At 71.1% G+C, this 26,001-nt stretch carries 21 protein-coding genes; 15 read left to right on the forward strand and 6 right to left on the reverse strand.

Annotated elements, in window-relative coordinates; genetic code table 11:
- Positions 1 to 227 precede the first annotated feature (227 nt).
- From lpdA to AAC944_RS11320, 5 genes are all read left to right on the forward strand, one after another.
- Complete coding sequence (gene lpdA, locus AAC944_RS11300; RefSeq protein WP_030616512.1) at positions 228 to 1,616, forward strand: dihydrolipoyl dehydrogenase; 1,389 nt, start codon at positions 228 to 230, stop codon at positions 1,614 to 1,616.
- A 54-nt stretch (positions 1,617 to 1,670) separates the two neighbouring features.
- Complete coding sequence (sucB, locus tag AAC944_RS11305; RefSeq protein ID WP_368397147.1) at positions 1,671 to 3,413, forward strand: 2-oxoglutarate dehydrogenase, E2 component, dihydrolipoamide succinyltransferase; 1,743 nt, start codon at positions 1,671 to 1,673, stop codon at positions 3,411 to 3,413.
- Positions 3,414 to 3,557: 144 nt separating this feature from the next.
- Positions 3,558 to 4,181 carry a GntR family transcriptional regulator gene (locus tag AAC944_RS11310; RefSeq protein ID WP_030617638.1) on the forward strand — a complete coding sequence of 208 codons (624 nt, stop codon included), beginning with the start codon at positions 3,558 to 3,560 and terminating at the stop codon, positions 4,179 to 4,181.
- A 241-nt stretch (positions 4,182 to 4,422) separates the two neighbouring features.
- A complete protein-coding gene (gene aceE / locus AAC944_RS11315; protein WP_030617640.1) occupies positions 4,423 to 7,095 on the forward strand; it encodes a pyruvate dehydrogenase (acetyl-transferring), homodimeric type in 2,673 nt (890 codons plus the stop codon).
- A 252-nt stretch (positions 7,096 to 7,347) separates the two neighbouring features.
- Positions 7,348 to 8,358, forward strand: coding sequence for a helix-turn-helix transcriptional regulator (locus AAC944_RS11320; RefSeq protein WP_030617642.1), 1,011 nt, complete (start codon positions 7,348 to 7,350; stop codon positions 8,356 to 8,358).
- 34 nt (positions 8,359 to 8,392) lie between these two features.
- Here the strand turns inward: AAC944_RS11320 and AAC944_RS11325 are convergent, their stop codons facing one another.
- Positions 8,393 to 9,391, reverse strand: a complete 999-nt coding sequence (locus tag AAC944_RS11325; RefSeq protein ID WP_078888682.1) for an SDR family oxidoreductase — start codon at positions 9,389 to 9,391, stop codon at positions 8,393 to 8,395.
- 153 nt (positions 9,392 to 9,544) lie between these two features.
- Between AAC944_RS11325 and AAC944_RS11330 the strand changes: the two genes are divergently transcribed.
- Positions 9,545 to 10,075 carry a DUF4240 domain-containing protein gene (locus AAC944_RS11330; RefSeq protein WP_196943114.1) on the forward strand — a complete coding sequence of 177 codons (531 nt, stop codon included), beginning with the start codon at positions 9,545 to 9,547 and terminating at the stop codon, positions 10,073 to 10,075.
- A 96-nt stretch (positions 10,076 to 10,171) separates the two neighbouring features.
- On the opposite strand, the gene AAC944_RS11335 is transcribed toward AAC944_RS11330, so the two are convergent.
- Positions 10,172 to 10,693, reverse strand: coding sequence for a GNAT family N-acetyltransferase (locus tag AAC944_RS11335; RefSeq protein ID WP_030617647.1), 522 nt, complete (start codon positions 10,691 to 10,693; stop codon positions 10,172 to 10,174).
- 38 nt (positions 10,694 to 10,731) lie between these two features.
- Here AAC944_RS11335 and AAC944_RS11340 point away from each other — a divergent pair, with 38 nt between their 5' ends.
- Both AAC944_RS11340 and AAC944_RS11345 read left to right on the forward strand, forming a co-directional pair.
- Positions 10,732 to 11,625, forward strand: coding sequence for a TIGR01777 family oxidoreductase (locus tag AAC944_RS11340; protein WP_030617649.1), 894 nt, complete (start codon positions 10,732 to 10,734; stop codon positions 11,623 to 11,625).
- A 303-nt stretch (positions 11,626 to 11,928) separates the two neighbouring features.
- Positions 11,929 to 13,533, forward strand: a complete 1,605-nt coding sequence (locus AAC944_RS11345; RefSeq protein ID WP_438272791.1) for an FAD-dependent oxidoreductase — start codon at positions 11,929 to 11,931, stop codon at positions 13,531 to 13,533.
- Positions 13,534 to 13,762: 229 nt separating this feature from the next.
- Here AAC944_RS11345 and AAC944_RS11350 read toward each other — a convergent pair whose 3' ends face one another.
- On the reverse strand, positions 13,763 to 15,283 hold the full coding sequence (locus tag AAC944_RS11350) for an NsdA family TPR-like regulatory protein (RefSeq protein WP_030617664.1): 1,521 nt from the start codon (positions 15,281 to 15,283) through the stop codon (positions 13,763 to 13,765).
- A 527-nt stretch (positions 15,284 to 15,810) separates the two neighbouring features.
- Here AAC944_RS11350 and lipB point away from each other — a divergent pair.
- The 4 genes from lipB (at position 15,811) to AAC944_RS11370 (ending at position 18,990) form a co-directional block, all read left to right on the forward strand.
- A complete protein-coding gene (lipB, locus tag AAC944_RS11355) occupies positions 15,811 to 16,593 on the forward strand; it encodes a lipoyl(octanoyl) transferase LipB (protein ID WP_030617666.1) in 783 nt (260 codons plus the stop codon).
- A gap of 137 nt (positions 16,594 to 16,730) precedes the next feature.
- On the forward strand, positions 16,731 to 17,681 hold the full coding sequence (gene lipA / locus AAC944_RS11360) for a lipoyl synthase (protein WP_030617668.1): 951 nt from the start codon (positions 16,731 to 16,733) through the stop codon (positions 17,679 to 17,681).
- Between the two features lie 381 nt (positions 17,682 to 18,062).
- A complete protein-coding gene (locus AAC944_RS11365) occupies positions 18,063 to 18,281 on the forward strand; it encodes an SCO2195 family GlnR-regulated protein (protein ID WP_030617671.1) in 219 nt (72 codons plus the stop codon).
- Between the two features lie 10 nt (positions 18,282 to 18,291).
- Positions 18,292 to 18,990 carry a DUF4191 domain-containing protein gene (locus AAC944_RS11370; protein ID WP_030617673.1) on the forward strand — a complete coding sequence of 233 codons (699 nt, stop codon included), beginning with the start codon at positions 18,292 to 18,294 and terminating at the stop codon, positions 18,988 to 18,990.
- 252 nt (positions 18,991 to 19,242) lie between these two features.
- On the opposite strand, the gene AAC944_RS11375 is transcribed toward AAC944_RS11370, so the two are convergent.
- On the reverse strand, positions 19,243 to 19,710 hold the full coding sequence (locus AAC944_RS11375) for an RDD family protein (protein WP_030617675.1): 468 nt from the start codon (positions 19,708 to 19,710) through the stop codon (positions 19,243 to 19,245).
- Between the two features lie 284 nt (positions 19,711 to 19,994).
- On the opposite strand from AAC944_RS11375, the gene glnA reads away from it, so the two are divergent.
- Both glnA and AAC944_RS11385 read left to right on the forward strand, forming a co-directional pair.
- Positions 19,995 to 21,404 carry a type I glutamate--ammonia ligase gene (gene glnA / locus AAC944_RS11380; protein ID WP_030617677.1) on the forward strand — a complete coding sequence of 470 codons (1,410 nt, stop codon included), beginning with the start codon at positions 19,995 to 19,997 and terminating at the stop codon, positions 21,402 to 21,404.
- Between the two features lie 491 nt (positions 21,405 to 21,895).
- On the forward strand, positions 21,896 to 22,960 hold the full coding sequence (locus AAC944_RS11385; protein WP_030617679.1) for a hypothetical protein: 1,065 nt from the start codon (positions 21,896 to 21,898) through the stop codon (positions 22,958 to 22,960).
- 153 nt (positions 22,961 to 23,113) lie between these two features.
- Here AAC944_RS11385 and AAC944_RS11390 read toward each other — a convergent pair whose 3' ends face one another.
- Positions 23,114 to 23,650: an NUDIX domain-containing protein gene (locus AAC944_RS11390; protein ID WP_030617681.1), complete on the reverse strand. Its 537-nt coding sequence runs from the start codon at positions 23,648 to 23,650 to the stop codon at positions 23,114 to 23,116.
- A 10-nt stretch (positions 23,651 to 23,660) separates the two neighbouring features.
- Positions 23,661 to 25,016: an NsdA family TPR-like regulatory protein gene (locus AAC944_RS11395; RefSeq protein ID WP_030617683.1), complete on the reverse strand. Its 1,356-nt coding sequence runs from the start codon at positions 25,014 to 25,016 to the stop codon at positions 23,661 to 23,663.
- 219 nt (positions 25,017 to 25,235) lie between these two features.
- Here AAC944_RS11395 and AAC944_RS11400 point away from each other — a divergent pair, with 219 nt between their 5' ends.
- Positions 25,236 to 25,985 (forward strand): hypothetical protein, encoded by a 750-nt coding sequence (locus AAC944_RS11400; protein ID WP_030617687.1) that lies wholly within the window; start codon positions 25,236 to 25,238, stop codon positions 25,983 to 25,985.
- Positions 25,986 to 26,001 lie beyond the last annotated feature (16 nt).

The following is a 26,001-nucleotide window of genomic DNA, read 5'->3' on the forward strand; positions in this document are numbered from 1 at the left end:
CTCGACGAAATCCGCACGGTCGTGCGGCTGGGTACGCGGTCCGGGCAGCCGATCGGCGGGCCCGGAGCCCGGCCCGCCGTCCCGTCCGTGTTCAACAAGTGCGAAGATGGGGCCTGGCAGGACAGGGCCCCCCTTACCCAGGGCCGAAGTAGACAAGCGGCCGAACCACAGCCGCCGTCCGGTCATCGGAGACCGGCTCCGGCGTACCCATGCATGGAGGACGTGACGTGGCGAACGACGCCAGCACCGTTTTCGACCTAGTGATCCTCGGAGGCGGTAGCGGCGGCTACGCGGCTGCCCTGCGCGGGGCGCAGCTCGGCCTGGACGTCGCCCTGATCGAGAAGAACAAGCTCGGCGGCACCTGCCTGCACAACGGCTGCATCCCCACCAAGGCGCTGCTGCACGCCGGTGAGATCGCGGACCAGGCCCGTGAGGCCGCCCAGTTCGGTGTCAAGACCTCGTTCGAGGGCATCGACATCGCCGGGGTCCACAAGTACAAGGACGAGGTCATCTCGGGCCTGTACAAGGGTCTGCAGGGGCTGGTCGCCTCCCGCAAGGTGACCTACATCGAGGGTGAGGGCCGGCTGTCCTCCCCCACCTCCGTCGACGTGAACGGCCAGACCGTCCAGGGCCGCCACATCCTGCTGGCGACCGGCTCCGTGCCGAAGTCGCTGCCGGGTCTGGAGATCGACGGCAACCGCATCATCTCCTCGGACCACGCGCTGACGCTGGACCGCGTGCCGGAGTCCGCGATCATCCTGGGCGGCGGCGTCATCGGCGTCGAGTTCGCCTCGGCGTGGAAGTCCTTCGGCACCGACGTCACGGTGATCGAGGGCCTGAAGCACCTCGTCCCGGTCGAGGACGAGAACAGCTCCAAGCTGCTGGAGCGCGCCTTCCGCAAGCGGGGCATCAAGTTCAACCTCGGCACCTTCTTCGAAAAGGCCGAGTACACCGACAACGGCGTCAAGGTCACCCTCGCCGACGGCAAGACCTTCGAGGCGGAGGTGCTGCTGGTCGCCATCGGCCGCGGCCCGGTCTCGCAGGGCCTCGGTTACGAGGAGGCCGGGGTCGCCATGGACCGCGGCTACGTCCTCGTCGACGAGTACATGCGGACGAACGTGGAGACCATCTCCGCCGTCGGTGACCTCGTTCCCACGCTCCAGCTCGCGCACGTCGGCTTCGCCGAGGGCATCCTGGTGGCGGAGCGGCTGGCCGGTCTGAAGACCGTGCCGATCGACTACGACGGCGTGCCGCGCGTGACGTACTGCCACCCGGAGGTCGCCTCCGTCGGTATCACCGAGGCGAAGGCCAAGGAGCTGTACGGCGCCGACAAGGTCGTCGCTCTGAAGTACAACCTCGCGGGCAACGGCAAGAGCAAGATCCTGAAGACCGCGGGCGAGATCAAGCTCGTCCAGGTCAAGGACGGTGCCGTGGTCGGCGTCCACATGGTCGGTGACCGTATGGGCGAGCAGGTCGGCGAGGCCCAGCTGGTCTACAACTGGGAGGCACTGCCGGCCGAGGTTGCGCAGCTCATCCACGCGCACCCCACCCAGAACGAGGCACTCGGCGAGGCCCACCTGGCGCTGGCCGGCAAGCCTCTCCACTCCCACGACTGACCTCAGTCCGGGCGCGACGACCACATCCGTAATTCGTAAGGAGCAACTGGAACCATGGCGGTTTCCGTAACCCTTCCGGCGCTCGGCGAGAGCGTCACCGAGGGCACCGTCACCCGCTGGCTGAAGGCCGAGGGTGAGCGCGTCGAGGCCGACGAGCCCCTGCTGGAGGTGTCGACCGACAAGGTCGACACCGAGATCCCCGCCCCCGCGGCCGGCGTCCTGGCGTCCATCAAGGTCGCCGAGGACGAGACCGTCGAGGTCGGCGCCGAGCTGGCCCTCATCGACGACGGCTCCGGTGCCCCCGCCGAGCAGCCCGCCGCGGCGGAGCAGCCCGCGCCGGCCGCCGAGCCCGAGCCCCAGCCCGCCGCCGAGGCTGCCCCGGCCCCGGCCGAGCAGCCCGCCGCCGCCCCGGCCGGCGGCGCCTCCGGCACCGACGTCGTGCTGCCCGCGCTGGGCGAGTCGGTCACCGAGGGCACCGTCACCCGCTGGCTGAAGGAGGTCGGCGAGTCGGTCGAGGCCGACGAGCCGCTGCTGGAGGTCTCCACCGACAAGGTCGACACCGAGATCCCGGCCCCGGCCTCCGGCACCCTGCTGGAGATCGTGGTGGGCGAGGACGAGACCGCCGAGGTCGGCGCCAAGCTCGCCGTCATCGGCGAGAAGGGTGCTGCCCCGGCCCCGGCCGAGGCCCCCGCCGCTCCGGCGCCCGCGCCGGCCGCCGAGCAGCCCGCCCCGCAGGAGGCCCCCAAGCAGGAGGCGCCGAAGCAGGAGGCCCCGGCCCCCGCTCCGGCCCCGCAGCCGGCCGCCCCGGCTCCGGCTCCGGCTCCGGCCGCCCAGCCCGCCCCGGTGGCCCCGGCCGGTGAGCCCGACGGCGCCTACGTCACCCCCCTGGTCCGCAAGCTGGCCCAGGAGAACGGCGTGAACCTGGCCTCGGTCCAGGGCACCGGCGTCGGTGGCCGCATCCGCAAGCAGGACGTCATCGCCGCCGCCGAGGCCGCGAAGACCGCTGCTCCGGCTGCCGCTGCCGCCCCGGCCGCCTCCGCCGCGCCGAAGGCTCCGGTCCTGGAGGCCTCGCCGCTGCGTGGCCAGACGGTCAAGATGCCGCGGATGCGCAAGGTCATCGGCGACAACATGATGAAGGCCCTGCACGGCCAGGCGCAGCTGACCTCCGTGGTCGAGGTGGACATCACCAAGATCATGCGGATGCGCGAGAAGGCCAAGGCCGGCTTCGCCGCCCGTGAGGGCGTGAAGCTCTCGCCGATGCCGTTCTTCGTCAAGGCCGCGGTCCAGGCGCTGAAGGCCCACCCGGTCATCAACGCCCGGATCAACGAGGACGAGGGCACCATCACCTACTTCGACTCCGAGAACGTCGGAATCGCGGTGGACAACGAGAAGGGCCTGATGACCCCGGTCATCAAGGGCGCCGGTGACCTGAACATCGCGGGCATCGCGAAGAAGACCGCCGAGCTGGCCGGCAAGGTCCGCGAGAGCAAGATCAGCCCGGACGACCTGTCGGGTGCGAGCTTCACCATCTCCAACACCGGCTCGCGCGGTGCGCTGTTCGACACCGTCATCGTGCCGCCGAACCAGGTCGCCATCCTGGGTATCGGTGCCACCGTCAAGCGTCCGGTGGTCGTGGACCACCCGGAGCTGGGCGAGACGATCGCGGTGCGCCACATGACGTACCTGTCGCTCTCCTACGACCACCGTCTGGTGGACGGCGCGGACGCCGCCCGCTACCTGACCACGGTCAAGCAGATCCTGGAGGCCGCCGAGTTCGAGACCGAGATCGGTCTCTGAGCCCGACCGGCTTTCAGCAGGTGTGACGAAGGGGACGGCCCCGGTTCGTACGAACCGGGGCCGTCCCCCGTTGCGTCCCCGCAGATAATGAACCGTTGGCCTGCCCGTCCCGCGCGCCGGCCCGTCCGGCTAAGGAGCACCCGCATGACCCCACCCGTCATCCACTCGCTGCGCGAGCAGATCCGCGAGCACATCCTCGAGGGGATCGTCAGCGGCCGCTGGCAGCCGGGCGAGCGGATCGTCGAGCGGCGGATCGCGGTGGAGCTGGAGGTCAGTCAGACGCCCGTACGGGAGGCCCTGCGCGAGCTGGAGAGCCTGCGGCTGATCGAGTCGGCGCCGAACAAGGGCGTACGGGTACGGAATCTGACCGCGGCCGACCTCAAGGAGAGCTATCCCGTCCGCGCGGGCCTGGAGCAGGTCGCCGCGGAGCTGGCAGCCGGGCGGCTGGCGGACGACACCACGGCCCTGGAGCGCGAGGTGGCGGCGCTCACCACGGCCGACGCGGCGGCGGACGGCGAGGCGCAGGTGCGGCACACGGTGGCCTTCCACCGTGAGATCATCCGGGCGGCACAGAACGACGTGCTGCTGCACACCTGGGAGTCGCTGGGCGTGGAGGTGTGGACCACACTGTCGATCCGGTGGTTCTCGCCCGACCCGCGGTCGCACGCCCAGGACCACCAGGAGATCGTCGACGCGTTCCGGCGGCGCGACCCCAAGATCGGCGAAATTCTGCGGACACACGTCCTGAGCTGCGCGCCTCGCGTCTGAGGGAGACCGGGGCGGCCGGGAGCCGGTCCGGGAGGCGTAGCGGAGTGAGCCTCCGGGGGCTCATCTGAGGCTGGCACGCGGTGCCCAAATCGGCGGCACCCCGTGCCGACCTGCGGTTTTTCCGCCTTCGAGCGTTGATCGATCATCGATCAGGGGCGTATCGTCGGCCAGTGGGGCGCGACACCCTGCCTGCCAGCAAGCTCTCGCACCCTCCCTCCCTCCGTCCGGAAAGGGGCCACCCATGCCCGATCCCGTACGCCCCGCGTACAACCAGCTCGACCAGCTCCCGGACAGGGACCCGCAGGAGACGGCCGAGTGGCGTGAGTCGCTGGACGCCGTCACCAAGGCAGCGGGCCCGCAGCGCGCGGACTACCTGATGCGCCGCGCTCTGGAGCACGCCTCGCAGACCGAGGGGTCCACCCTCCCCGGCCTGCTGGAGACCGAGTACGTCAACACCATCCCCACCGCCGACGAGCCGGAGTTCCCCGGCGACGAGGCGATGGAGGCCCGCATCACCGCCTGGAACCGCTGGAACGCGGCCGCCATGGTGACCCGCGGCTCCAAGGACGGCCTCGGCGGCCACATCGCCACCTTCGCCTCGGCGGCCTGGCTCTACGAGACCGGCTTCCAGCACTTCTTCCGCGGGAAGGAGGGGGACGGCTCCGGCGACCAGCTCTACATCCAGGGCCATGCCTCCCCCGGCATCTACGCCCGCGCCTTCCTCGAAGGCCGGCTCACCGAGGACCACCTCGACCACTTCCGCCGCGAGGCCGGCGGCGAGGGCCTCCCCTCCTACCCGCACCCGCGGCGCCTCCCCTGGCTGTGGGAGTTCCCCACCGTCTCCATGGGCCTCGGCCCGATATCCGCGATCTACCAGGCGCGCTTCAACCGCTACCTGGAGCACCGCGGGATCAAGGACACCTCGAACTCCCACGTCTGGGCGTTCCTCGGTGACGGCGAGATGGACGAGCCCGAGTCGACCGCCGCACTGGCGCTGGCCGGCCGTGAGGGCCTGGACAACCTCACCTTCGTCATCAACTGCAACCTGCAGCGCCTGGACGGCCCGGTCCGCCCGAACTTCAAGATCGTGCAGGAGCTGGAGGCCCAGTTCCGCGCGGCCGGCTGGAACGTCGTCAAGTCCCTGTGGGGCCAGGCCTGGGACGAGGTCTTCGCGCAGGACGCCGACGGCGCGCTGGTCCGCCGCCTCCGGGAGACCCCGGACGCGCAGTTCCAGACGTACGCCACCCGCGACGCGGCCTACATCCGCGACCACTTCTTCGGCGCGAACGACTCCCTGAAGCGCATCGGCCAGGGCCTGTCCGACGCCAAGATCATCGAGCTGTTCCAGACCTCGCGCGCGGGCCACGAGCCGCGCAAGGTCTACGCCGCGTACAAGGCCGCCGTCGAGCACAAGGGCGCGCCGACCGTCATCCTGGCGCAGACCGTCAAGGGCTACACCCTCGGCGCGGGCTTCGAGTCCCGCAACGCCAATCACCAGATGAAGAAGCTGACCGGCGAGGAGTTCCGCGCCATGCGGGACCTCCTGGAGCTGCCCATCCCGGACAGCGCGCTGGAGGGCGACACGGTGCCGTACTGGCGCCCCGCCGAGGACTCCCCCGAGATGGAGTACCTCCGCAAGCGCCGCGCGGAGCTCGACGGCCCGGCCCCGGCCCGCAAGGTCACCCCGAAACCGCTCCCGATGCCGTCGGACAAGGCGTTCGACGCGCTGAAGAAGGGCTCGGGCTCGCAGGAGATCGCCACGACCATGGCGTTCGTCCGGCTGGTCAAGGACCTGATGCGGGACAAGGAGACCGGCAAGCGCTGGGTCCCCGTCGTCCCCGACGAGGCCCGCACCTTCGGCATGGAGTCGCTCTTCCCGAGCGCCGGCCTCTACTCCCCCGTGGGCCAGACCTACGACCCGGTCGACCGTGACCAGCTCCTGTACTACAAGGAGGCCAAGAACGGTCAGATCCTGAACGAGGGCATCACCGAAGCCGGCGCGCTCGCCGACTTCACCGCCGCGGCCACCGCGTACGCGACCCACGGCGAGCCGATGATCCCGTTCTACATCTTCTACTCGATGTTCGGGTTCCAGCGGACCGCCGACCAGTTCTGGGCGCTCGCCGACCAGCTCGGCCGCGGTTTCGTGATCGGTGCGACCGCCGGCCGTACGACGATGACCGGTGAGGGCCTGCAGCACGCCGACGGCCACTCGCACCTCATCGCCTCCACCAACCCGGCGGCCCTCTCCTACGACCCCGCGTTCGCCTACGAGGTCGCGGTGATCGTCAAGGAAGGCCTCCGCCGGATGTACGGCGAGAACGCCGAGGACGTCTTCTACTACCTGACGGTCTACAACGAGACCAAGGTGCAGCCGCCCATGCCCGAGGGCGTGGAGGAGGGCATCCTCAAGGGCCTGTACCGCTTCAAGGAGGCCGAGGGCACCACCGACAAGGCCCCGAAGACCCAGCTGCTGGCCTCCGGCACGGCGATCCACTGGGCCCTTGAGGCGCAGCGGATGCTGGCCGAGGAGTGGGACGTGGCGGCCGACGTCTGGTCCGCGCCGTCCTGGACGGAGCTGCGGCGCGACGCGCTGGAGTGCGACGCCGCACGCCTGAAGGGCGAGGACCGCGTGCCCTACGTGACCCGCGCGCTGGCCGGTGCCGAGGGCCCGGTCGTCGCGGTCAGCGACTGGATGCGGGCCGTGCCCGACCAGATCGCCCCCTGGGTCGAGCAGGACTGGGTCTCCATCGGCACCGACGGCTTCGGTCTCTCCGACACCCGTGAGGCCGCCCGCCGCTACTTCGGCGTCGACCCGCAGTCGGTCGTCGTCCAGGTGCTCGCCGCCCTCTCCCGCCGTGGCGAGGTCAAGGCGGAGACGGTCAAGGAGGCCGCCGAGAAGTACGGCCTGTGAGCCGTACCCGCAGGACGCCGGGGCCGTAGCGCTCCGGTCAGCACCGGGACCGTACCTCCCGGCGGGCGTCGGGGCCGTGAGGGAGCCCCGGCGCCACCCCCGGCGTACGGGCCGCGCGCCCGTACGCCCCACAGCTCCCGTGCGGAGGCAATCCACCCGCGCCCGGACCTCCGCACGGGACACCTCTTCTTCTCGGCCCGGCCGACGGTCGGAGCCGGCCCGGCTGTCGGTGGCGGGCGGCATGATGTCCGCATGCGCGCTGCCCGGCTGATCAAGATGGTGCTGCTGCTCCAGTCCCGGCCCTCCATGACGGGGGCCGAGCTGGCGCGCGAGCTGGAGGTCTCGGAGCGCACGGTCGCCCGGGACGTCCTCTCCCTCTCCGAGGCCGGCATACCCGTCTACGCCGACCGCGGCAGGACCGGTGGCTACCGCCTGGTCGGCGGCTACCGCACCCGCCTCACCGGCCTCGGCCGCAGCGAGGCCGAAGCCCTCTTCCTCTCCGGCGTGCCCTCCGCACTGCGCGAACTGGGCCTGGCCGACGCCGCCTCCGCCGCCCGTCTGAAGGTCTCGGCGGCCCTCCTGCCCGAGCTGCGGGACGCCGCGACCGGCGCGGCCCAGCGCTTCCACCTGGACGCGCCCGGCTGGTACCAGACCCCGAGCACGCCGGAACTGCTGCCCGCGATCGCCGAGGCGCTGTGGGACGACCGCGTGCTGACAGCCCGTTACGGCCGCAAGGGCACCGAGGTCGACCGCGTCCTGGAGCCGTACGGGCTGGTCCTGAAGGCGGGGGTCTGGTATCTCGTGGCGCGCGCGGACGGCGGCGACGGGGGCCGCGGGCGCCAGGAGCCCCAGGGACGTCGCGAGGGCCACCGGGTGTACCGCGTCGACCGCTTCCGCTCCGCCGCCGTCGGCGAGGACCGCTTCATCCGCGACCCGGACTTCGACCTGCCCGCCTTCTGGGCGGAGCGGGCCGCCCAGTTCGCCCGCTCGATCCTGCGCGAGGAGGTGACCGTACGGCTCACGCCCGCAGGCGCCCGGCAGCTCCCGCACGTCACCGACCGCGTGGCGGCCCGGGAGGCTCTGGACGCGGCGTCGGACCCCGACGACGAGGGCCGGATCACCGTCGTCCTCGCCGTCGAGTCGCCCGACGTCGCCTACTCCCAGCTGCTGGGCCTCGGCCCGGAGGCAGAGGTCCTCGCCCCGCCCGGGCTGCGCACCCGCTTCGCGGAGGCGGCCCGCCGCACGCACGCGCTGTACGAGTAGCCGCGGTTGCCCGCACGGCCGCGCCGCGGCTCGGTCACCGGTATCCCGTCACGTCCGCCGGCTTGCCCCTCCGCTCGACCTCCTCGATGTACCGCCAGGCGTCCGGTGCCGAGCCGTCCGCGTCCGTGAAGCCGTACACCTGCGCCAGCCCGCCACTGGACAGCGACCGTCCGTTCCACCGCGCCACGTCCGGGTCGGTGGCCAGGGCCGCGAGCGCACGCGCCACGAACACCGGCGACTCCGAGATCGCGAAGTGCGGGTTCTGCGCGCAGCCGTCCCGCCAGCTCTCCTCCGTGACCTTGAAGTGCGTGTCGAGCATCGCCTCCGACCGCAGCCACCCCGGCGTGAGGCAGAGCGCCGTGCACCCGTACTCCGCCAGCTCCTCCGCCAGGTCGTGCGCGATCCGGATCGGCGCGCTCTTCGCGAGGTCGTAGTAGAGCGGCCTGCGGTACTCGCGGTTGGACTCGGCCGTGCCGTCGGTGACCTCCACCAGCAGCCCGCCGCGCCGCCGGACCAGCAGCGGCAGCGCGTACCGGCTGGTGATCAGATGGCTCTCGACGCCCAGCCGCAGCACGCGCAGCCCCTTGCCGAGGTCGTGCTCCCACGCCTTCTTGTCCCACTCGACGTGCTGGTCACCGCCCCACAGGTCGTTGACCAGCACGTCCAGCCGCCCATGGTCCCGCTCGATCCGCTCGACCAGCTCCCGCACCTGGTCCGGCTCCAGATGGTCGACCGGTACGGCGATGCCGGTGCCGCCGGTGCCGGAGTCCCTTCCCGCCGCGGTCACCAGTTCCGCCGTGCCCTCGATCGTCTCGGTCGCCCGGCCCACCTCGCTGACGTGCTCCCGCGTCGTACGCCCGGTGACGTAGACGACCGCGCCGGCCCGCCCCAGCTCCACGGCCATCGCCCGCCCCGCACCCCGGGTGGCCCCGGCGACGAGCGCCACCTTGCCCTCCAGCGCCCCGGCCGCCCCGGCCGGCTGCTCGGCCGCATCGCCCGGCTTCCCGGTCGTCCGTACCGGCTCGTCGCTCATCGCTTCCCCTTCCCTTCGCATGCGCCGACCTTCGCACCCAATTCCGTCACCTCCTGTCCGGTTTTCCGCGGAATTCCGTGTCGGTAACGACCCGGACGGATGCCCGCGCTCCGCGTGCGTCGCCGGGCGGCAGGCTGGATGCTGGACCCTGTGATGGACGAGACGGAGTTCTGGGAGCTCATCGACGATTCCCGCGAAGCCGCCGAGGGCGACCCCGAGGAACAGGCCGATCAGCTGATCGAGCGGCTGATGCGGCTCGACCCCGACGCCGTGCTCGACTTCGCCCGGCACTTCGAGGCGCGCTACAACCGCGCGTACACCTGGGACCTGTGGGCCGCGGCCGTCATCCTGCTGGACGGCGCGAGCGACGACGCCTTCGACTACTTCCGCTGCTGGCTGATCGGCCAGGGCCGGGAGGTCTTCGAGGGCGCGCTGCACGATCCCGACCGGCTCGCCGACCTCCTCCCGGAGTTCGACGAGGAGGAGGACGGCGACGCGGAGGACCTGGGGTACGCGGCGGACGAGGCGTACGAACGCCTCACCGGCATCGTGATGCCCGACCTCGGTATCGCCCCCGCGCCCCGGGAACCCCTGGGCACCGTCATCGACTTCGAGGACGACGCGGCCCTGGAGGAACGCTTCCCCGCCCTCTGGGAACGCTTCCGCGGCGACCCGTACACCTGAGCCGCTACTCCTGAGCCTTTACACCTGAGCCGCTACGCCTGAGTTGTCACGCCGGGGCCGCCACGCAAGGCACGTACGTGCGTACGACGACGGATCTCAGTCCGCCGCTTCCACGGCTCCCGGCGCTTCCCCCAGCCTCCGCCCCATCAGCACGTCGTCCACGTACTCCCCCGCCAGCAGGAACTCCCCCGGCAGGACGCCTTCCACCCGAAACCCGGCCGACTCGTACAGCCGCCGGGCCGGCGCGTTGTGCCCCAGCACCCGCAGGGTCATCCGTTCCGCGCCCTCCGCCGCCGCCCGTTCGACCGCGGCGGCCAGCAGCGCGCGGGCCACCCCGCGGCCGCGCACCCGGTCGTCCACGGCGAGGCCCTGTATCTGCCGTACATGGGCATTGCAGGGCAGCGGCGTCGGCCGCACCAGCCGCAGATAGCCCGCCATCAGCCCGTCCGCCTCGGCCACGAGGAAGTCGTCCGGGACGTGCCAGGCGTCGAAGAACGGATCGTACGGCGGCTCCGGACGCGGCTGGACGGAGTGCAGCGGCGACCAGGTCCGCCGGTCCAGCGCCCCCAGCGCGGCCTCGTCGGCGGGCACAGCGGTACGTACGGTCAGCTCGGGCATGCGGGTCACTGTGCCACGCGCGTGCTGCCCCCGGCAGTATGGGAACCATGCGGATCGCGATCACCGGCTCGACCGGTCTCATCGGCACGGCGCTCCTGCGGTCACTGCGCGCGGACGGGCACGAGGTACTGCGTCTCGTCCGGCACGCGCCACGCGCCGCCGACGAAGTGGCCTGGGATCCCGGACGGCAGACGGTCGACACCGCGTCGCTCGCGGGCTGCGACTCCGTCGTCCATCTCGCGGGCGCCGGCGTCGGGGACCACCGCTGGACAGCCGCGTACAAGAAGACGATCCGCGACAGCCGGGTCCTGGGCACGGCCGCGATCGCCGAGGCCCTCGCCTCCCTCGACACCCCGCCGCGCTCCTTCGTCTGCGGCAGCGCGATCGGCTACTACGGCGAGACCGGGGCGCGCCGCGTGGACGAGGAGGCGCCGCCCGGCGACGACTTCCTGGCCAGGGTCTGCGTCGACTGGGAGGCCGCCGCCGACCCGGCCGTCGAGGCGGGCATCCGTACCGCCTTCGCGCGCACCGGCCTGGTCGTCTCCCGCACCGGCGGGGCCTGGGGCCGCCTCTTCCCCCTCTTCAAGGCGGGCCTGGGCGGCCGGCTGGGCGACGGCAGCCAGTACTGGTCGTTCATCTCCCTCCACGACCACATCCGCGCCCTGCGCCACCTCATCGACGACGACACGCTGTCCGGCCCGGTGAACCTCACCGCCCCGGAACCGGTCACCAACCGCGAGGCGACGGCCGCCATGGGCAAGGCCCTGCGCCGCCCCACCCTCTTCACCGTCCCGCCCCCGGCCCTCCGCCTGGCCCTGGGCGAGTTCGCCGACAACATCCTCCAGAGCCAACGCATCATCCCGACCCGCCTCCAGGCCTCCCACTTCACCTTCACCCACCCGACCATCACCTCAGCCATCCAGGCGGCCTAGTCATCCCGGGCCGGGATCCGGGCCCGGCCGGGCCCCCCGGGGGCGGGCGGCCGGCGCGGAGCGGGCGGGGAAGGCGACCCGGGTGGGGAAGGCGACCCGGGTGGGCGGCCAACGGGTGGGACCCGCCCCTCCCTCCCCGGCCCCTCTCGTTGTGACTCGGCGGTGGTGCCTCTGGCATTTCCGGGGCGGGTGAGGGGTGTGCGACCCCGTGTGCGTCGGTCCGGTTGCGGGGGTGGGTATCAGGGAGGCTTGCGAAGGGCATGAGACGTGGGCCGAAACCCCGGCCGACCCAGGGAGGGACCCGTGCCGCGCAGCCCCGCTTCCCGAAACCCCTCGCCCCAGCCGGTGCCCCCGTCGGACACCGTGGACGTCGTCATCGTCGGTGGTGGAGTGGCCGGTCTGGCCGCCGCACACCACCTCACCCGCGCCGGCGCCACCGTCGCCGTCCTGGAGGCCGCCGACCGCGTCGGTGGCCGCGCGACCACCGAGGAACTGGACGGCTTCCGCCTGGACCGGGGCAGTCAGCTCCTGGTCAGCTCCTATCCGGAGCTGAGCAGAACCCCGGCCCTCGACGACCTCGCGCTACGGCCCTTCGCCCCCGGTATCTGCCTGCACAACGGGCGCCGCGCACAACATATCGGCGCCGTCCGGAGCACAAGGGTCGCACTCTCCACGGCACGCGCCCTTACGCGCGCCTCCGCACGCCCCTCGTCACGCTCCGGCGCCCGTATCCCCTCGCTCGGCTCCCGCCTGCCCTCGCCCGGCGGCCCGCTGAGCCCGTCGTCCCTGCTCCCTTCGTCCCTGCGGCCCCCGTTCGGCACCGCCCGCCTGCCTTCCCTCGGGCCGCTGGGGCCGATCCGGTCGCTCGGCACGCTCGGGCAGCTCGGACCGCTCGGTACCGCGCGCCTGCCGTCCCTGGGAGTGTCCCGGCTCCCCGGTCTCGGCTCCCCCCGGCTGCCCGCACTCGCCACGCTCGGCTCGTCCCGGCTGCCCGCGCTGCGCACCGCCCCGGGCGCGCAGCGGTCCTCCCGGACCGCCCCGGGCCCGGGCCGCGACCAGCCCGTCCACGACGTCCTGTCGCCCCGCGCCGCCGCGCTGCGTCCGCTGCTGACCGCCCTGCTCGGCGACCCCACGCTGCAGGGCTCCAGCCTCGGCGCCGCCCTCACCCTGCGCGCCTTCGCCACCGGGCGGCTCTGTCTGCCGGCGGGAGGTGCGGCGAGCGTCCCCGAGCTGCTCGCCGCCTCGCTGCCGCCGGGCACCGTGCGCACGTCCGTCCGCGCCGTCTCCGTCTCCACCACGCTCGTCACCACCTCCGATCACCGTCAACTGCGCTGCCGCGCCGCGCTCGTGGCCACGGGAGCGCGCGACGCCGCTGAGCTGCTGCCGGGGCTGCGGGTCCCCGACTTCCATCCGGTGACCATGCTGCACCACACCGCCGACACCTCCCTGAGTTGTCCACAGGCACAGGACGCGGCGCTGTTCCTGCCGACCGAGGGGCCGGTGGCGTACAGCTATGCCGCGAGCGCGGTCGACCCCTCCCGCACCCCGCCCGGCAGGTCGCTGATCACCACGGCCGTGCTCGGCTCCGCCGCCACGCTGCCCGCCGGCGCGCTCGACAAGACGGTCCGCCCGCAGCTGGAGCGGCTGTACGGCACCGCCACCGACGGCTGGCGGCTGCTGGCCGCGCACCATGACCCGTACGCCGTGCCGGCCATGCCCGCGCCGCACGATCCGTTCCGGCCGGTCCGCGTGCTGGCCGGGCTGTACGTGTGCGGCGACCACCGCGACACCGGCACCGTCCAGGGCGCCCTGCGGTCCGGCCGCCGCGCCGCGCACGCGCTGCTGCAGGACTTCGGCATCGCGGTACCGGACGACGGATCCGCCCATCCCCTGCCCGACGCCGCCTGACGACGACGGTGCGACCGGTGCCTGGTGCCCGGCGGCCGGTGCCCGGCGGCCGTGCCTGGTGCTCGGCGGCAGGCCCACCCGGGCTCGGCAGGACCCCGTCACCACCCCACCGCAGCACGACTTCGCCCTGAGCCCCGCACCCGCACCCGCACCCGCACGCGGACACGACAAGGCCGGGGTGGCGTGATCGCCGCCCCGGCCCCGTCGTCGGGCCCGTCCTCCGCGCGTCTCACCCCAGCGCGGTCACCTTGTCGCGGTAGCCGCGTACGGGTGCGGCGTCCCGGTACGGTTCCAGCCTGCGCTCGAAGTCCCGTACGTACTCATGCACCCGTACGGAACGCATCTCCGCCGCCTGTACGGCCGCCTCCGCGCCCAGCGTGCAGGCCTGTTCCAGTTCGCCGAGGCCGAGCCGGGCGGTCGCCAGGACGATGCGGCAGAGCAGCCGGCTGCGGGCGTAACCGGCGCCGCGGAGCTGCAGCGACCGCTCGGCGTGCTGTGCCGCGGCGCGGTACTGCTGGAGGTCGCGGTGGCAGTGCCCGAATTCGTCCGCGAGCTGTGCCTCGTCGAAGAGCCGTGCCCAGTGCGGCACCTCGTCACCGGGGCGCGCGGCCTCCAGGGCCCGTTCGGCGCGGGCCAGGGAGGCGGTACAGGCGCGTACCTCGCCCAGTACGGCGTGCCCGCGTGCCTCCGCGGCGTGCAGCAGCGCCTGGACCAGGGGCGGCGGCCCGCTGCCGATGCCCTGCTGGGCCACCCGCGCCAGCTGGACGGCCTCCCGGCCGTGGCCCAGGTACACCGCCTGCCGGCTCATCGTGATCAGGACGTAGCTGCCGTACGCGCGGTCGCCGGCTGCTTGAGCCAGCCGGAGCGCCTGTACGAAGTAGCGCTGCGCGAGCCCGTGCGCGGTGATGTCGTACGAGGTCCAGCCGGCCAGCCGGGTCAGGTCGGCGGTGGCGGAGAAGAGCCGTCGGCCGGCGGTTTCGCTGTAGGAGCCGCGCAGCATGGGCTCGGCCTCGTGCTCCAGGTAGCGCACGAGTGCCTGGCGGGCATGGCCGCCGCCGTACGCGTGGTCCAGCGTCCTGAAGAGTTCGCCGACCGAGCGCAGGGCCGCGATGTCCCCGCTGGACACGCGGTAGCCGTGCGCCGGGTCCGGGCGCTCCGGACGGTCGGGGCGGCGCTGGCGGGGCACTCCTGCGCGGATCTGCGCGGGCACCCGGGGCGGCCCGGGGTGCCCGGGCGGTCCGGGAGGGCCGTGCTCGGGGGCCGGTTCGCCGCGCGCGACCCGTTCGTCCGCGCGGCCGATGAGCCAGTCGCGGCTGGGTACGACCAGACCCGCCGGGGTGAACGCGATCTTGCGCAGTTCGGCGTGGCTGCCGGAGTCCTTGCGCCACAGGCCGCTGACGATGTCCACCGCCTCGGCGGGTGTCGCGGCGAATTCCAGCCCGGCGTACACGGGTGCGCAGGCGTCCAGACCCAGGTCCTGCGCCGACAGCCGGCGTCCGAGGCGGCGGGTGAACACCTCGGCGATCAGTGCGGGGGTGGTGCCGCGTGGCTGCTGGCCGCGCAGCCATCTGGTCACCGATGTCTTGTCGTAGCGCAGGTCGAGCCCGTGTTCCAGCCCCAGCTGGTCCACCCGGCGGGCCAGACCGGCATTGGAGAACCCCGCCTCCGCGATCAGCGCGGCGAGTCTGCGGTTGGGTGTGCGTTGCGGCGATCCCTCAAGCTGTGGGCCTGGGTCGGGTCGTTCCGTCATCAGCTTTACGGTCTCCTGCCTTCCGGGCCGCGCCGACCGGGCCCGGTCGACACCGTCCGGCGCTTTCGCCCTCCTGGAACGGCGTGAATGTAGCGGCCCAAGGAGGAGTTCCGGCCACGTTTCGTCCGCGTTCATCCGATCGTGTGAGCACAGCACCACGAGGCGATGCGGCCCCCGGGGCCCCGCTCCGCGCGCCCGGTCCCCGCTCCGCGCTGCGCCCCTGCTCAGCCGCCCCTCGGCGGCCGTGCCCCCGGCGGCCGCCGCCCCGTAGAGCCCCGCTCCCGGAGACCGCCACCGAACACCTTCCGGTCACCCGTACGAGCTGTCCCTCCGGCACGCCCTTCCGGCCACCGTCACGAACGGAGCCCGCCCCGACCTTCCGCCGGCCTCCCGGCCCCCTCGCCACCGGTGCCCGTCCTCCTCTCCCGCCCGCCCGCACCGGCCCGGGACCGGCCGCCCGCGGGGCTTCCTGGCCACGGCCGTACAGTGGTGACGGGCGCGAAGGTCTTGCAATAAGAGGAGCCGCCATGAGTGAGCTGCGCTTTGTCCGGATGGGCTTCGGCGCCGACCGCGTCGAATACCAGACGGCGTGGCAGGAGCAGCGCCGGGTGCACGCCGCCCGGTTCGCCGACGAGATCCCGGACACCTGTCTGCTGCTGGAGCACCCGCCTGTCTACACGGCGGGCCGGCGCACGACCGACGACGAGCGCCCCCTGGACGGCACCCCCGTCATCGACGTGGACCGCGGCGGGAAGATCACCTGGCACGGCCCGGGCCAGCTGGTCGGTTACCCGATCCAGAAGCTGCCGCGCCCGGTGGACGTGGTCGCGCACGTGCGCCGCCTCGAAGAGGCGCTGATCCGTACGGCGGCGGAGTTCGGCGTGGAGACCAGCCGCGTCGAGGGCCGCAGCGGCGTGTGGGTGCTGGGCGACCCGGTGGAGCAGCGCGCGGCGCTGGGGGGCCTGAACCTCGACTTCGACCCGCGCGTGAACGACGAGCTGTTCGACCCGCGGCTGAACGGCCCGGAGTACGCCCCCTCCAACGCGGGGCAGCGCCGTGAGGACCGCAAGCTGGCGGCGATCGGTATCCGGGTGGCCAAGGGCGTCACGATGCACGGCTTCGCGCTGAACGTGAACCCGGACAACACCTCGTTCGACAAGATCGTGCCGTGCGGCATCCGGGACGCGGGCGTGACGTCGCTCTCGTACGAGCTGGGCCGTGAGGTCACCATCGACGAGGTGCTGCCGGTGGCCGAGAAGCACCTGCGGGACGTGCTGGAGAACGCCGAGCTCCTGCCCCGCGCCGTCTGACCCGGCCCGCCGGCGCCGCCCACGAGCGGGCCCGGCGGAATGCAGCCCGGTGGTAGCGGGTTGCGCAGCACGTAAAGACGTGCGAATCAACGGGCGTACCCTGGGTACGCCGAAGAAACGAAGCTTAGGGAGCCGGAGTGTCCGCTGTCGCACCCGACGGACGCAAGATGCTGCGCCTGGAGGTCCGGAACAGCCAGACCCCCATCGAGCGCAAGCCCGAGTGGATCAAGACCCGGGCGAAAATGGGCCCCGAGTACAACCACCTGCAGGGCCTGGTGAAGAGCGAGGGCCTGCACACGGTCTGCCAGGAGGCGGGCTGTCCCAACATCTTCGAATGCTGGGAGGACCGCGAGGCGACCTTCCTCATCGGCGGTGACCAGTGCACCCGCCGCTGCGACTTCTGCCAGATCGACACCGGCAAGCCGCAGGAGCTGGACCGCGACGAGCCCCGGCGCGTGGCCGAAAGCGTGCAGACGATGGGTCTGCGGTACGCCACGATCACCGGCGTCGCCCGCGACGACCTGGAGGACGGCGGCGCCTGGCTGTACGCCGAGACCGTCCGGCAGATCCACGGCCTGATGCCCGACACGGGCGTGGAGCTGCTGATCCCCGACTTCAACGCGGAGCCCGACCAGCTGGCCGAGGTCTTCTCCTCGCGCCCCGAGGTGCTGGCGCACAACGTGGAGACGGTGCCGCGGATCTTCAAGCGGATCCGTCCCGGTTTCCGTTACGAGCGCTCCCTGAAGGTCATCACGGAGGCCCGTAAGGACGGCCTGGTGACCAAGTCGAACCTGATCCTGGGCATGGGCGAGACCCGTGCGGAGATCAGTGAGGCGCTGCAGGACCTGCACGACGCGGGCTGCGAGCTGATCACGATCACCCAGTACCTGCGCCCGTCGGTGCGGCACCACCCGGTCGACCGCTGGGTGAAGCCGCAGGAGTTCGTCGAGCTCAAGGAGGAGGCGGAGGAGATCGGCTACAAGGGCGTCATGTCCGGGCCGCTGGTCCGCTCCTCGTACCGGGCCGGCCGGCTCTACCAGCAGGCGATGGAGCAGCGCGCGGCGGAGGCCGAGCGCCCGGCGGTGTGACCGCCGTCGGCGGGCTCGGTCCGATCACCTTCGGGAAGCGCCCGCGCGGTGGGCCGCATGGCGGACGGGACGTCGTCACGCGCCTCGTCGATCACGCTCGGGCGCCCTCCATCCGCATGATCATCCCTGGCTTCATCCGTGGATTCTTTGCATTCGCGAGCGGCCTTCCAGGACCCCGATGATGTGAATCCCGGCACACGCCGGAGGACGCGGTCCGTACTTCTCCCAGGCTGGAGCGGTGCGGGCCGCACCGACGTTTCATGGCAGTTTGACCGTCCGGTCATCCGTTGGTAACACCGTTCCGTGACGCTTTCCGTGACGATGGTTGAACGCACCGCTCACACCCCCGTTGTTCCCACCACCCCGAAGGGGACTCACGCCATGCAGGCCGCGCCCGTCCGTGACACCGCCGCTCTGCCGATCCCGTCCGTCACCGGTGCCCTGCGCGCCGTGGAATCGCTGCTGATGCGCAACGGTCAGCGCACCGCCCGCCGAAATGCCTGGACCGCCGTCCTCGAGGACCGGCGTCGTGCCGAGGACCGGCGGGCCGCCCAGTACGTACTGGAGGCCGCGGCGACCCGGAGCACCCCGGCCACGTAAACTTCCGTACATGGCGAGGAAGGAAAACGCAGACACCTCTGCGAACCCCGGGCGGCTCAAGCAGATCGCCCTGACCTACAAGATGACCCGTCGGGTCGACTCCAAGGTCGGTCTTGTCGTCGCGGGCGTGGGCATCGTCGTATTCGGCGTTCTCCTTGCCATCGGCTTCCTGATCGGCCACCCCGTTTACCTGGGCATCCTGGGCTTCCTGCTGGCCTTCCTGGCCATGGCGATCATCTTCGGCCGGCGCGCCGAGAAGGCCGCCTTCGGTCAGATGGAGGGCCAGCCGGGAGCCGCGGCCGCGGTGCTGGAGAACATCGGCCGCGGCTGGTCGGTGACGCCCGCGGTCGCGATGAACCGCAACCAGGACGTCGTGCACCGTGCGGTCGGCAAGGCCGGCATCGTGCTCGTCGGCGAGGGCAACCCGAACCGGCTCCGCGGCCTGCTGGCGGCGGAGAAGAAGCGGATGGCCCGCGTCGTCTCCGACGCCCCGGTCCACGACTTCGTGGTCGGTGACGGCGAGGGCCAGGTACCGCTGAAGAAGCTCCGTACGACGCTGATGAAGCTGCCGCGCGTACTGCCGGGCTCGCAGGTCACGGTGGTCAACGACCGGCTGCGGGCGCTCGGCGACCTGATGAGCAACATGCCGGTGCCGAAGGGGCCGATGCCCAAGGGCATGCGGATGCCGAAGGGCGGCCGGATGCGCTGACGCCTCCGGCGTCGTACCGACGACATGACCGTCGTACCGACGACATGGCCGTCGTACCGACGACATGGCCAGCGGCCCGGGACCTGGTGGTCCCGGGCCGCTGGCCGTACGGGTGCGCCGGTCATACGAGTGCCGGGGCCGCACCCCGGGCCCGTCTGCGTCTCCCGGAGACGGCCGCCCTACGTGCGCGCGCAGACCGCCGCCCCGGACCGGCCGGGGAGACCGTTCCGTACGCGCGCGTACGGAACGGTCTCAGATGCGCACCTGGACCGACCGCGCCAGCCGGTCGTGCAGGCCGCGGCCGTCGCGGTCCCAGATCGCGGCCGGGATGACGATCATCAGCGCGACCGTACGGAGCAGCACCCGCGGCAGCGAGAGCCGGCCGCCGCCCTCGGCGACCACCCGCAGGCCCAGCAGCCGCTTGCCGGGCGTGAAGCCGACCGTGCCGACGGTGAGCAGGCTGAGGACGAGGAAGACCAGCAGTGCCCAGTTGCTCGCCGCGTTCGCCCTGCCGCCGCTGAGCAGTCCGTACGCGATGAGCATGCACAGCGCCCAGTCGATCAGGAGGGCCACGATCCGGCGGCCCGGCCGGGCGACCGAGCCGGGTCCGTGCTCCGGCAGCCCCAGCTGCTGGCCCCGGTAGCCGAAGTCGATGCCCATGTCCTCGGCCGCCGCGCGGGGCCCGGAGAGCCACGATCCCATTGCTTGCCTGTTGTCCACCCGTCCACGGTACTGCGACCGCATACATTTCCGGCGGGCCGGGGCGCCCGGGGACGGGGCGCCGCGACCACCTCGCCGTACGGCGTAACGGGGCCGTACCGGTGCGCGCACCGCCCACCACGGCGGGTCACGCGCACCGCGCGCCGGTTAACCTGTGCGAAACAAATGGGTCATGCTTGGGAAATCCCGCCTACCTATGGTCGGGCGAGCGCGCCACCGCACATGGTCGCGATCCGAGGAGCAACCCCGAGCCGCCGACCGGTGACCGGGCTAGGAGGAGTTGGATGTTCCAGAACGCCGACGAGGCCAAGAAGTTCATCGCGGACGAGGACGTCAAGTTCGTCGACGTCCGATTCTGCGACCTGCCCGGTGTGATGCAGCACTTCACGGTGCCCGCGGAGGCGTTCGACCCCGCCGAGGAGCTCGCGTTCGACGGCTCCTCGATCCGCGGCTTCCAGGCCATCCACGAGTCCGACATGGCGCTGCGCGCGGACCTCTCCACGGCCCGGGTCGACCCGTTCCGCCGGGACAAGACCCTCAACGTCAACTTCTTCATCCACGACCCGATCACCGGCGAGCAGTACAGCCGTGACCCGCGGAACGTGGCGAAGAAGGCCGAGGCCTACCTCGCCTCCACCGGCATCGCCGACACCGCGTTCTTCGGCCCCGAGGCCGAGTTCTACGTGTTCGACTCGGTCCGCTTCGAGACCTCCGCCAACCGCTCGGTCTACGAGATCGACTCCGAGGCGGGCGCCTGGAACACCGGCGCGGTCGAGAACAACCGCGGTTACAAGGTCCGCTACAAGGGCGGCTACTTCCCGGCCCCGCCGGTCGACCACTTCGCCGACCTGCGTGCGGAGATCTCCCTGGAGCTGGACAAGCAGGGCCTGAAGGTCGAGCGCCAGCACCACGAGGTCGGCACCGCCGGCCAGGCCGAGATCAACTACAAGTTCAACACGCTGCTCGCCGCGGCCGACGACCTGATGCTCTTCAAGTACATCGTGAAGAACGTCGCCTGGCGCAACGGCAAGACCGCGACCTTCATGCCCAAGCCGATCTTCGGTGACAACGGCTCCGGCATGCACGTCCACCAGTCCCTGTGGCAGGGCGGCGAGCCGCTCTTCTACGACGAGCAGGGCTACGCGGGCCTCTCGGACACCGCCCGCTACTACATCGGCGGCATCCTCAAGCACGCCCCGTCGCTGCTGGCCTTCACCAACCCGACGGTGAACTCCTACCACCGCCTGGTCCCCGGCTTCGAGGCCCCGGTCAACATGGTGTACTCGCAGCGCAACCGCTCCGCGGCCATGCGTATCCCGATCACCGGCTCGAACCCGAAGGCCAAGCGCGTCGAGTTCCGCGCCCCGGACCCGTCCTCCAACCCGTACCTGGCCTTCTCCGCGCTCCTCCTCGCGGGCCTGGACGGCGTGAAGAACAAGATCGAGCCGGCCGAGCCGATCGACAAGGACCTCTACGAGCTCGCTCCCGAGGAGCACGCGAACGTCCAGCAGGTCCCGACCTCCCTCCCCGCGGTCCTCGACGCCCTGGAGGCGGACAACGAGTACCTCCAGCAGGGCGGCGTCTTCACCTCGGACCTGATCGAGACCTGGATCGACTACAAGCGCACCAACGAGATCGCCCCGATCCAGCTCCGCCCGCACCCGCACGAGTTCGAGCTGTACTTCGACATCTAAGAGGCGAGGTCGGGCGACCTGGGCGGGATCCTCGGAAACCGGCTGTGACCTGCGGAGACTCTTCTCCTGAGTTCTCATGGTTCCCAGCTGTTTTCCGCCCCCTTGTGCACCGCGTGTGCACCGCAGCACGCAAACCCTGACTCGGTGTCAGGCACGTTAGTGAAGGCCGTCACTTATAAGTGACGGCCTTCACTCGTTGCTCGGACCACATGCCAGTCACGACGTCTTTCCTCACAGGCTGGCTCTGATCCGCTACCTGACGTGAACTGCGAGAGACATGGCAGCGTCCAGAGAACCATCCCACCTGAGCCCTGCAGCCCACCCGGCCGCAGAAAATGTATGGGAGTTGCCGGAGGGACCATCTACGCTCATTGGTCGTGGTCGTATACGCTAGCTGGAATCGGACAGACGCCTCGCCGAGGCGAGCTGCGGAGCCGGAATCAGAGTTCTATGACAGGATCGCCGGGCCGTACTGGGATCAGGTTCGGGATGTGATCAACGAGTGGTGCTCGCACCTCCCTGATCAGGATCAGCCCAGCTTGCGCAGTCGGCTTCGCGACCGGAACTCCGACGCGAACGTTTCCTCCGCGCTGTGGGAGTTGTATCTGCACGAGATGCTGCTTGGGTCCGGTTGCACCGTGGAGATCGAGCCTGGAATAGGTACTCGCGGCACAAACCCCGACTTCCTGGTCACCCGCGAGGGCCAGCAATTCGTCGTCGAGGCGAAATGGACAGTCCAGCGCCTGGACGGCACGGTATCCAACAAGCAGCTCCCACCCGTCTTGATCGATGCCATCGACGGTGTACCGAGCCCCAATTTCTTCGTGTCATACAGGATTCACCAGACAGGGTCGGGAACACCGTCGCAGAGGCGGCTGAAAACTGGACTGGAGCGGTGGCTCGCCAGCCTGGATCCCGATCAGGTAATCGCCGACGAGGCGCCATTGCCCAAGCACACCTGGCAGGAGGCCGGCTGGTCCCTCTCGTTCGAGGCGATCCCTCGTAGCCCCGATAGGCGAGGAGATCCAACGAGCAGGACAATCGGCTTCTACCCCCCGATGACCTGGTTCAATGACGAGTCGGATCAAGTGCTCGACGCGGTCAAGGAGAAGGGAGGGAAATACGGCGATCTAGCGCTGCCGTTCATCGTGGCGGTTGGCCGTGCGGGCGCCTTCCCCGAAGACGAAGACGTAGAGAGCGCACTGTACGGGACCTCTGTCGAGTACGTGCGCAACAGCACGCCGACCTTCGGCCGGCAGCCCGACGGATACTGGACTGCAACCTACGACCACGCTCACAGGCGGGTCAGCGGTGTGCTCACCGTCAACAACCCGGCGCCCTGGACCTGGACGAAGCACACCCCCGTCCTTTGGCATAGTTCCGACCCCAGATCGCTCCCGGCCCTTGTCCTCCCCACCTGGGCAACGGCACAGGTGATCGATGCCCACGTCGAACACCAGCCACCGACTTGCCCCATCTACACCGCCCTCGGCCTGCCCGAGCATTGGCCGATCGGCGTCCCCTTCCCGCGCCATCGCCGGAGTAACGCGAGCTGACTGCAGTCGGCCCTCGTCCATGTCTCTCAGAGGCTGCCCTCGCCGCCAGAGATATAGCACGTGCAGGCAATGGGGCTGGGCCAGCAGCTCATGGCTCACAGGCGGCTCCCCGGAGTCACTGCCATTGCCGGGCCCTACGAATGAGGCGAGTGTTTACTGACGCCAACCAGCGAGAGACACCTGGGGTCCATCGTCAAGGTAGCGGTGGAGGGCGCTGGCGGTGGTGTCGACGAACGCTTCGGGAATAGCGTCGGTGCCGACCCACCGGACCTGGGCGTGCTTGCGCGGTTCGCGATTCTCGGGCTCGCCGGTCCATTCGTGGGAGGCGAAGACAACGGTGAGGAAGCCGTTGGGGGCTTCGACGCCCCAGGCGCCGTGGATGATGTGGGCGACCTTGAGCGATTCCGGTTTCACCGTCAGGCCCGTTTCCTCGTAGAGCTCGCGGACGGCGGTTTCAGTGATGGGCTCTCCGGGCTCGCTCTTGCCGACGGGGAGGTCCCACATGCCCTGGGCGAACTTGGCGTTCTCACTGCGTTGGAGGAGAACGACGCGGTTGGTGGCCTTGTCGTGGACGATGACGGCCGCGACGAGGAGGGTCATGGAGTCGAGGGCGGGCTTGAGTGCCTGGGGGCGGTCGTCGGTGTTCGGCTGAGCCACGGTGATCCCTTCGTCGGCCGGGTTGATCGGCATAGTAGGTCAGTTAGGTCAGGGCTTCGCGGGCCCGGCGGGCGAGGTCGGCGGCTCCGGGCACTTTGCGGCGCTGGTAGATCGCGAGTGTCGATCTGATGGAGGAAATCGCTTTGCGGGTGCGGTCGGACGTCATGCCGTTCATGAGCGTGAGGGCTTGGGTCCAGGCAGCGACGGCTTCGTCGGCGCGGGCCTGGGCGGCGAGGCTGTCGCCGAGGTCCGCGTAGGTGAGCGCGTGGACGCGCTTGTACTTGATCGGGTCCCAGCGGGTGAGGGCGGCTCGGTGCTGGAGTTCGGTGCCGGGGTGGTCAGTGAGATCGGTGAGGGTGCGGGCGGTGTGGCTGGCGACGGTGCCGGCAGCCGGGCCGCTGACCAGGGAGAAGCTGGGCTGAGGTCTGTCGTCGCGGAGGAGGGCGTCTTCGGCGGCGAGGAGAGCGCGGGCCGCGGGGGCCTTGTCGCCGACGGCGGCGTAGGCGCGGGCGTGGGTGATGTGGATGAGGGCTTCGGTCTGGCCGTCGACGTGGCCGAGGCCGCGGGCGAGGGCGCCTTCGACGAGGTCGACGCAGTGGTGTGGCTGTTTGAGACTGAGGGCCTGGTGGGCGAGGGCCCGCATCATCCAGGCGGCGTGGCCGTGGGGGTCGGCTTCGCAGGCGAGCTGGTAGCCGACCTGGTAGTAGCGCTGGGCTGCGCCTTCCTGCCCGAGGTCGTGGTGTTTCCAGCCTGCGAGATAGGCGAGTTCGGCGACCGCGCCGAAGGCGGCCCGGCGTACGTCTTCGGAGGGGAAGCGGGCGCGGAGCATGGGGGCGGCGGTGTCGGCGAGGTAGGCGGTGACGGTGGTCAGGCCGTGGCCGCCACCGAGGCGTTCGTCGGCGGCGCTGAAGGCGGCGGTGATCTGGCGGACCACGTCGACGTCCTCAGCCCCGACCGCGGTGGTGGCGGTCCTGGCGCGGAGCATGCGGGAGGTGGCCTCATGGTCGTATCCCAGTGGCATGGCGACGCCGGCCGTGGTGAAGGTGGCGACCGCGAGGAAGTGACGGCGCTCGACATCAGCTCTGCCGAGTTCGGTTGCCGCAATCACCGGGTCAGCGTCGCCGAGGGCGGACGTTTCGGCGGCGGCCAGACCGATGTCGGCAGGGGTAATGGTGCGTCCGGCACGGCGGGAGAGCGCCTCGGCGACATATTGCGGGATCCGGCCGGAGGGGCGCCGGATGCCGTTCACCCAGTGGGAGACGCCCGACTTATTGGTGTTGACGATCTCGCCGTTCTCAGCGGCGATGCGGCGGACGTCCTTGGCCAGCGCCTCGTATGTGCAGCCGATGGCCTCGATGGTCTCGCGCAGGCGTGCGTTGGGTTCTCTGGGCGCTGCCACGGCCTCCCCGATCCAGAGCTGTAAACCGTGTATACCCCTCGGCCCCCTCACCACCGTACCCACTGTGTGTGGCGGGCGGTTCACTTATTCGCAGCCGCCCGGAACGGCAAGACCGTGTTCCAGGCTCCCCCTTGGCCGGGCGGCTCCCGCAGTTCCGTACACCGCCATGGGCCCGGGCATTCCTATGCCCCGGCCCGTCTGATGAGAGACGGAGACACGGTGACCACCATCAACACCGCGGCCTTCACGGTCGAGCTGCCCGAGGCGTTCGATCCGCGCTGGAGCCGCCTGTCCGGCATCCAGGTCGAGGGCCGGCGCATCACCATCGACCCGGCCGAGTACTTCTTCCGATTCGAGTCCGCGAGCTGGCTCGTCGCCGACTGGGAGCTGGTCAAGACCCGGCTGCTGCCCGTCGAGGAGACCGCGGAGAGCGCGGTCGAGCAGCTGGCGCTGGAGTTCATCAAGGAGCACGCCGAGTCCACCTCGGACCCGGCCCGTGTGCTGGCCACCGCGTACGAGGTGTACGCCTACCTCTTTCGCGAGGAGCACCTGGCGGGCCTGGGCCTGCCGCAGATCACCGCGGCGCATCTGCGGATGCTGCGCGAGGCCGCAACACTGATGGCGCTGAACAAGGTGGAGCTGGACGGGCGCATCTCCAATGTCGGCCCGTGCTGGTTCTTCCCGGCCGCCACTTCCGTCGTCTTCGACCTCGACGAGGCGATGGGCGGCCTGCTCGACGAGGTCTACCACGGAGGCTGGTTCAACGAGCACCGCCGGATCGAGTCCATCAAGGCGCATGCCGCGCTCGGCGGGCGGCTGGTGCACGGCTGCCAGTCCGTGCCTGACCAGTCCGGTGGCGTCGTCGCGCCCTACGGTGCCTCGATGGCCACCTTCCGCGAGGACTTGGCCGCCTTCAAGGCCGGGTGGATCGAACGGGTCTACGCCCACCGCGTGACCTCGGCCGCGTAACCGCTCTCGCGGCACC

The organism is Streptomyces sclerotialus (assembly GCF_040907265.1).
GTDB classification, from domain to species: domain Bacteria; phylum Actinomycetota; class Actinomycetes; order Streptomycetales; family Streptomycetaceae; genus Streptomyces; species Streptomyces sclerotialus.

Coding starts and splice junctions, on each gene's coding strand:
- sucB (WP_368397147.1), top strand. CDS start 1,671: ATGGCGGTTTCCGTAACCCTTCCGGCGCTCGGCGAGAGCGTCACCGAG.
- AAC944_RS11310 (WP_030617638.1), top strand. CDS start 3,558: ATGACCCCACCCGTCATCCACTCGCTGCGCGAGCAGATCCGCGAGCAC.
- aceE (WP_030617640.1), top strand. CDS start 4,423: ATGCCCGATCCCGTACGCCCCGCGTACAACCAGCTCGACCAGCTCCCG.
- AAC944_RS11320 (WP_030617642.1), top strand. CDS start 7,348: ATGCGCGCTGCCCGGCTGATCAAGATGGTGCTGCTGCTCCAGTCCCGG.
- AAC944_RS11325 (WP_078888682.1), bottom strand. CDS start 9,391: ATGAGCGACGAGCCGGTACGGACGACCGGGAAGCCGGGCGATGCGGCC.
- AAC944_RS11330 (WP_196943114.1), top strand. CDS start 9,545: ATGGACGAGACGGAGTTCTGGGAGCTCATCGACGATTCCCGCGAAGCC.
- AAC944_RS11335 (WP_030617647.1), bottom strand. CDS start 10,693: ATGCCCGAGCTGACCGTACGTACCGCTGTGCCCGCCGACGAGGCCGCG.
- AAC944_RS11340 (WP_030617649.1), top strand. CDS start 10,732: ATGGGAACCATGCGGATCGCGATCACCGGCTCGACCGGTCTCATCGGC.
- AAC944_RS11350 (WP_030617664.1), bottom strand. CDS start 15,283: ATGACGGAACGACCCGACCCAGGCCCACAGCTTGAGGGATCGCCGCAA.
- lipB (WP_030617666.1), top strand. CDS start 15,811: ATGAGTGAGCTGCGCTTTGTCCGGATGGGCTTCGGCGCCGACCGCGTC.
- AAC944_RS11365 (WP_030617671.1), top strand. CDS start 18,063: ATGCAGGCCGCGCCCGTCCGTGACACCGCCGCTCTGCCGATCCCGTCC.
- AAC944_RS11370 (WP_030617673.1), top strand. CDS start 18,292: ATGGCGAGGAAGGAAAACGCAGACACCTCTGCGAACCCCGGGCGGCTC.
- glnA (WP_030617677.1), top strand. CDS start 19,995: ATGTTCCAGAACGCCGACGAGGCCAAGAAGTTCATCGCGGACGAGGAC.
- AAC944_RS11390 (WP_030617681.1), bottom strand. CDS start 23,650: ATGCCGATCAACCCGGCCGACGAAGGGATCACCGTGGCTCAGCCGAAC.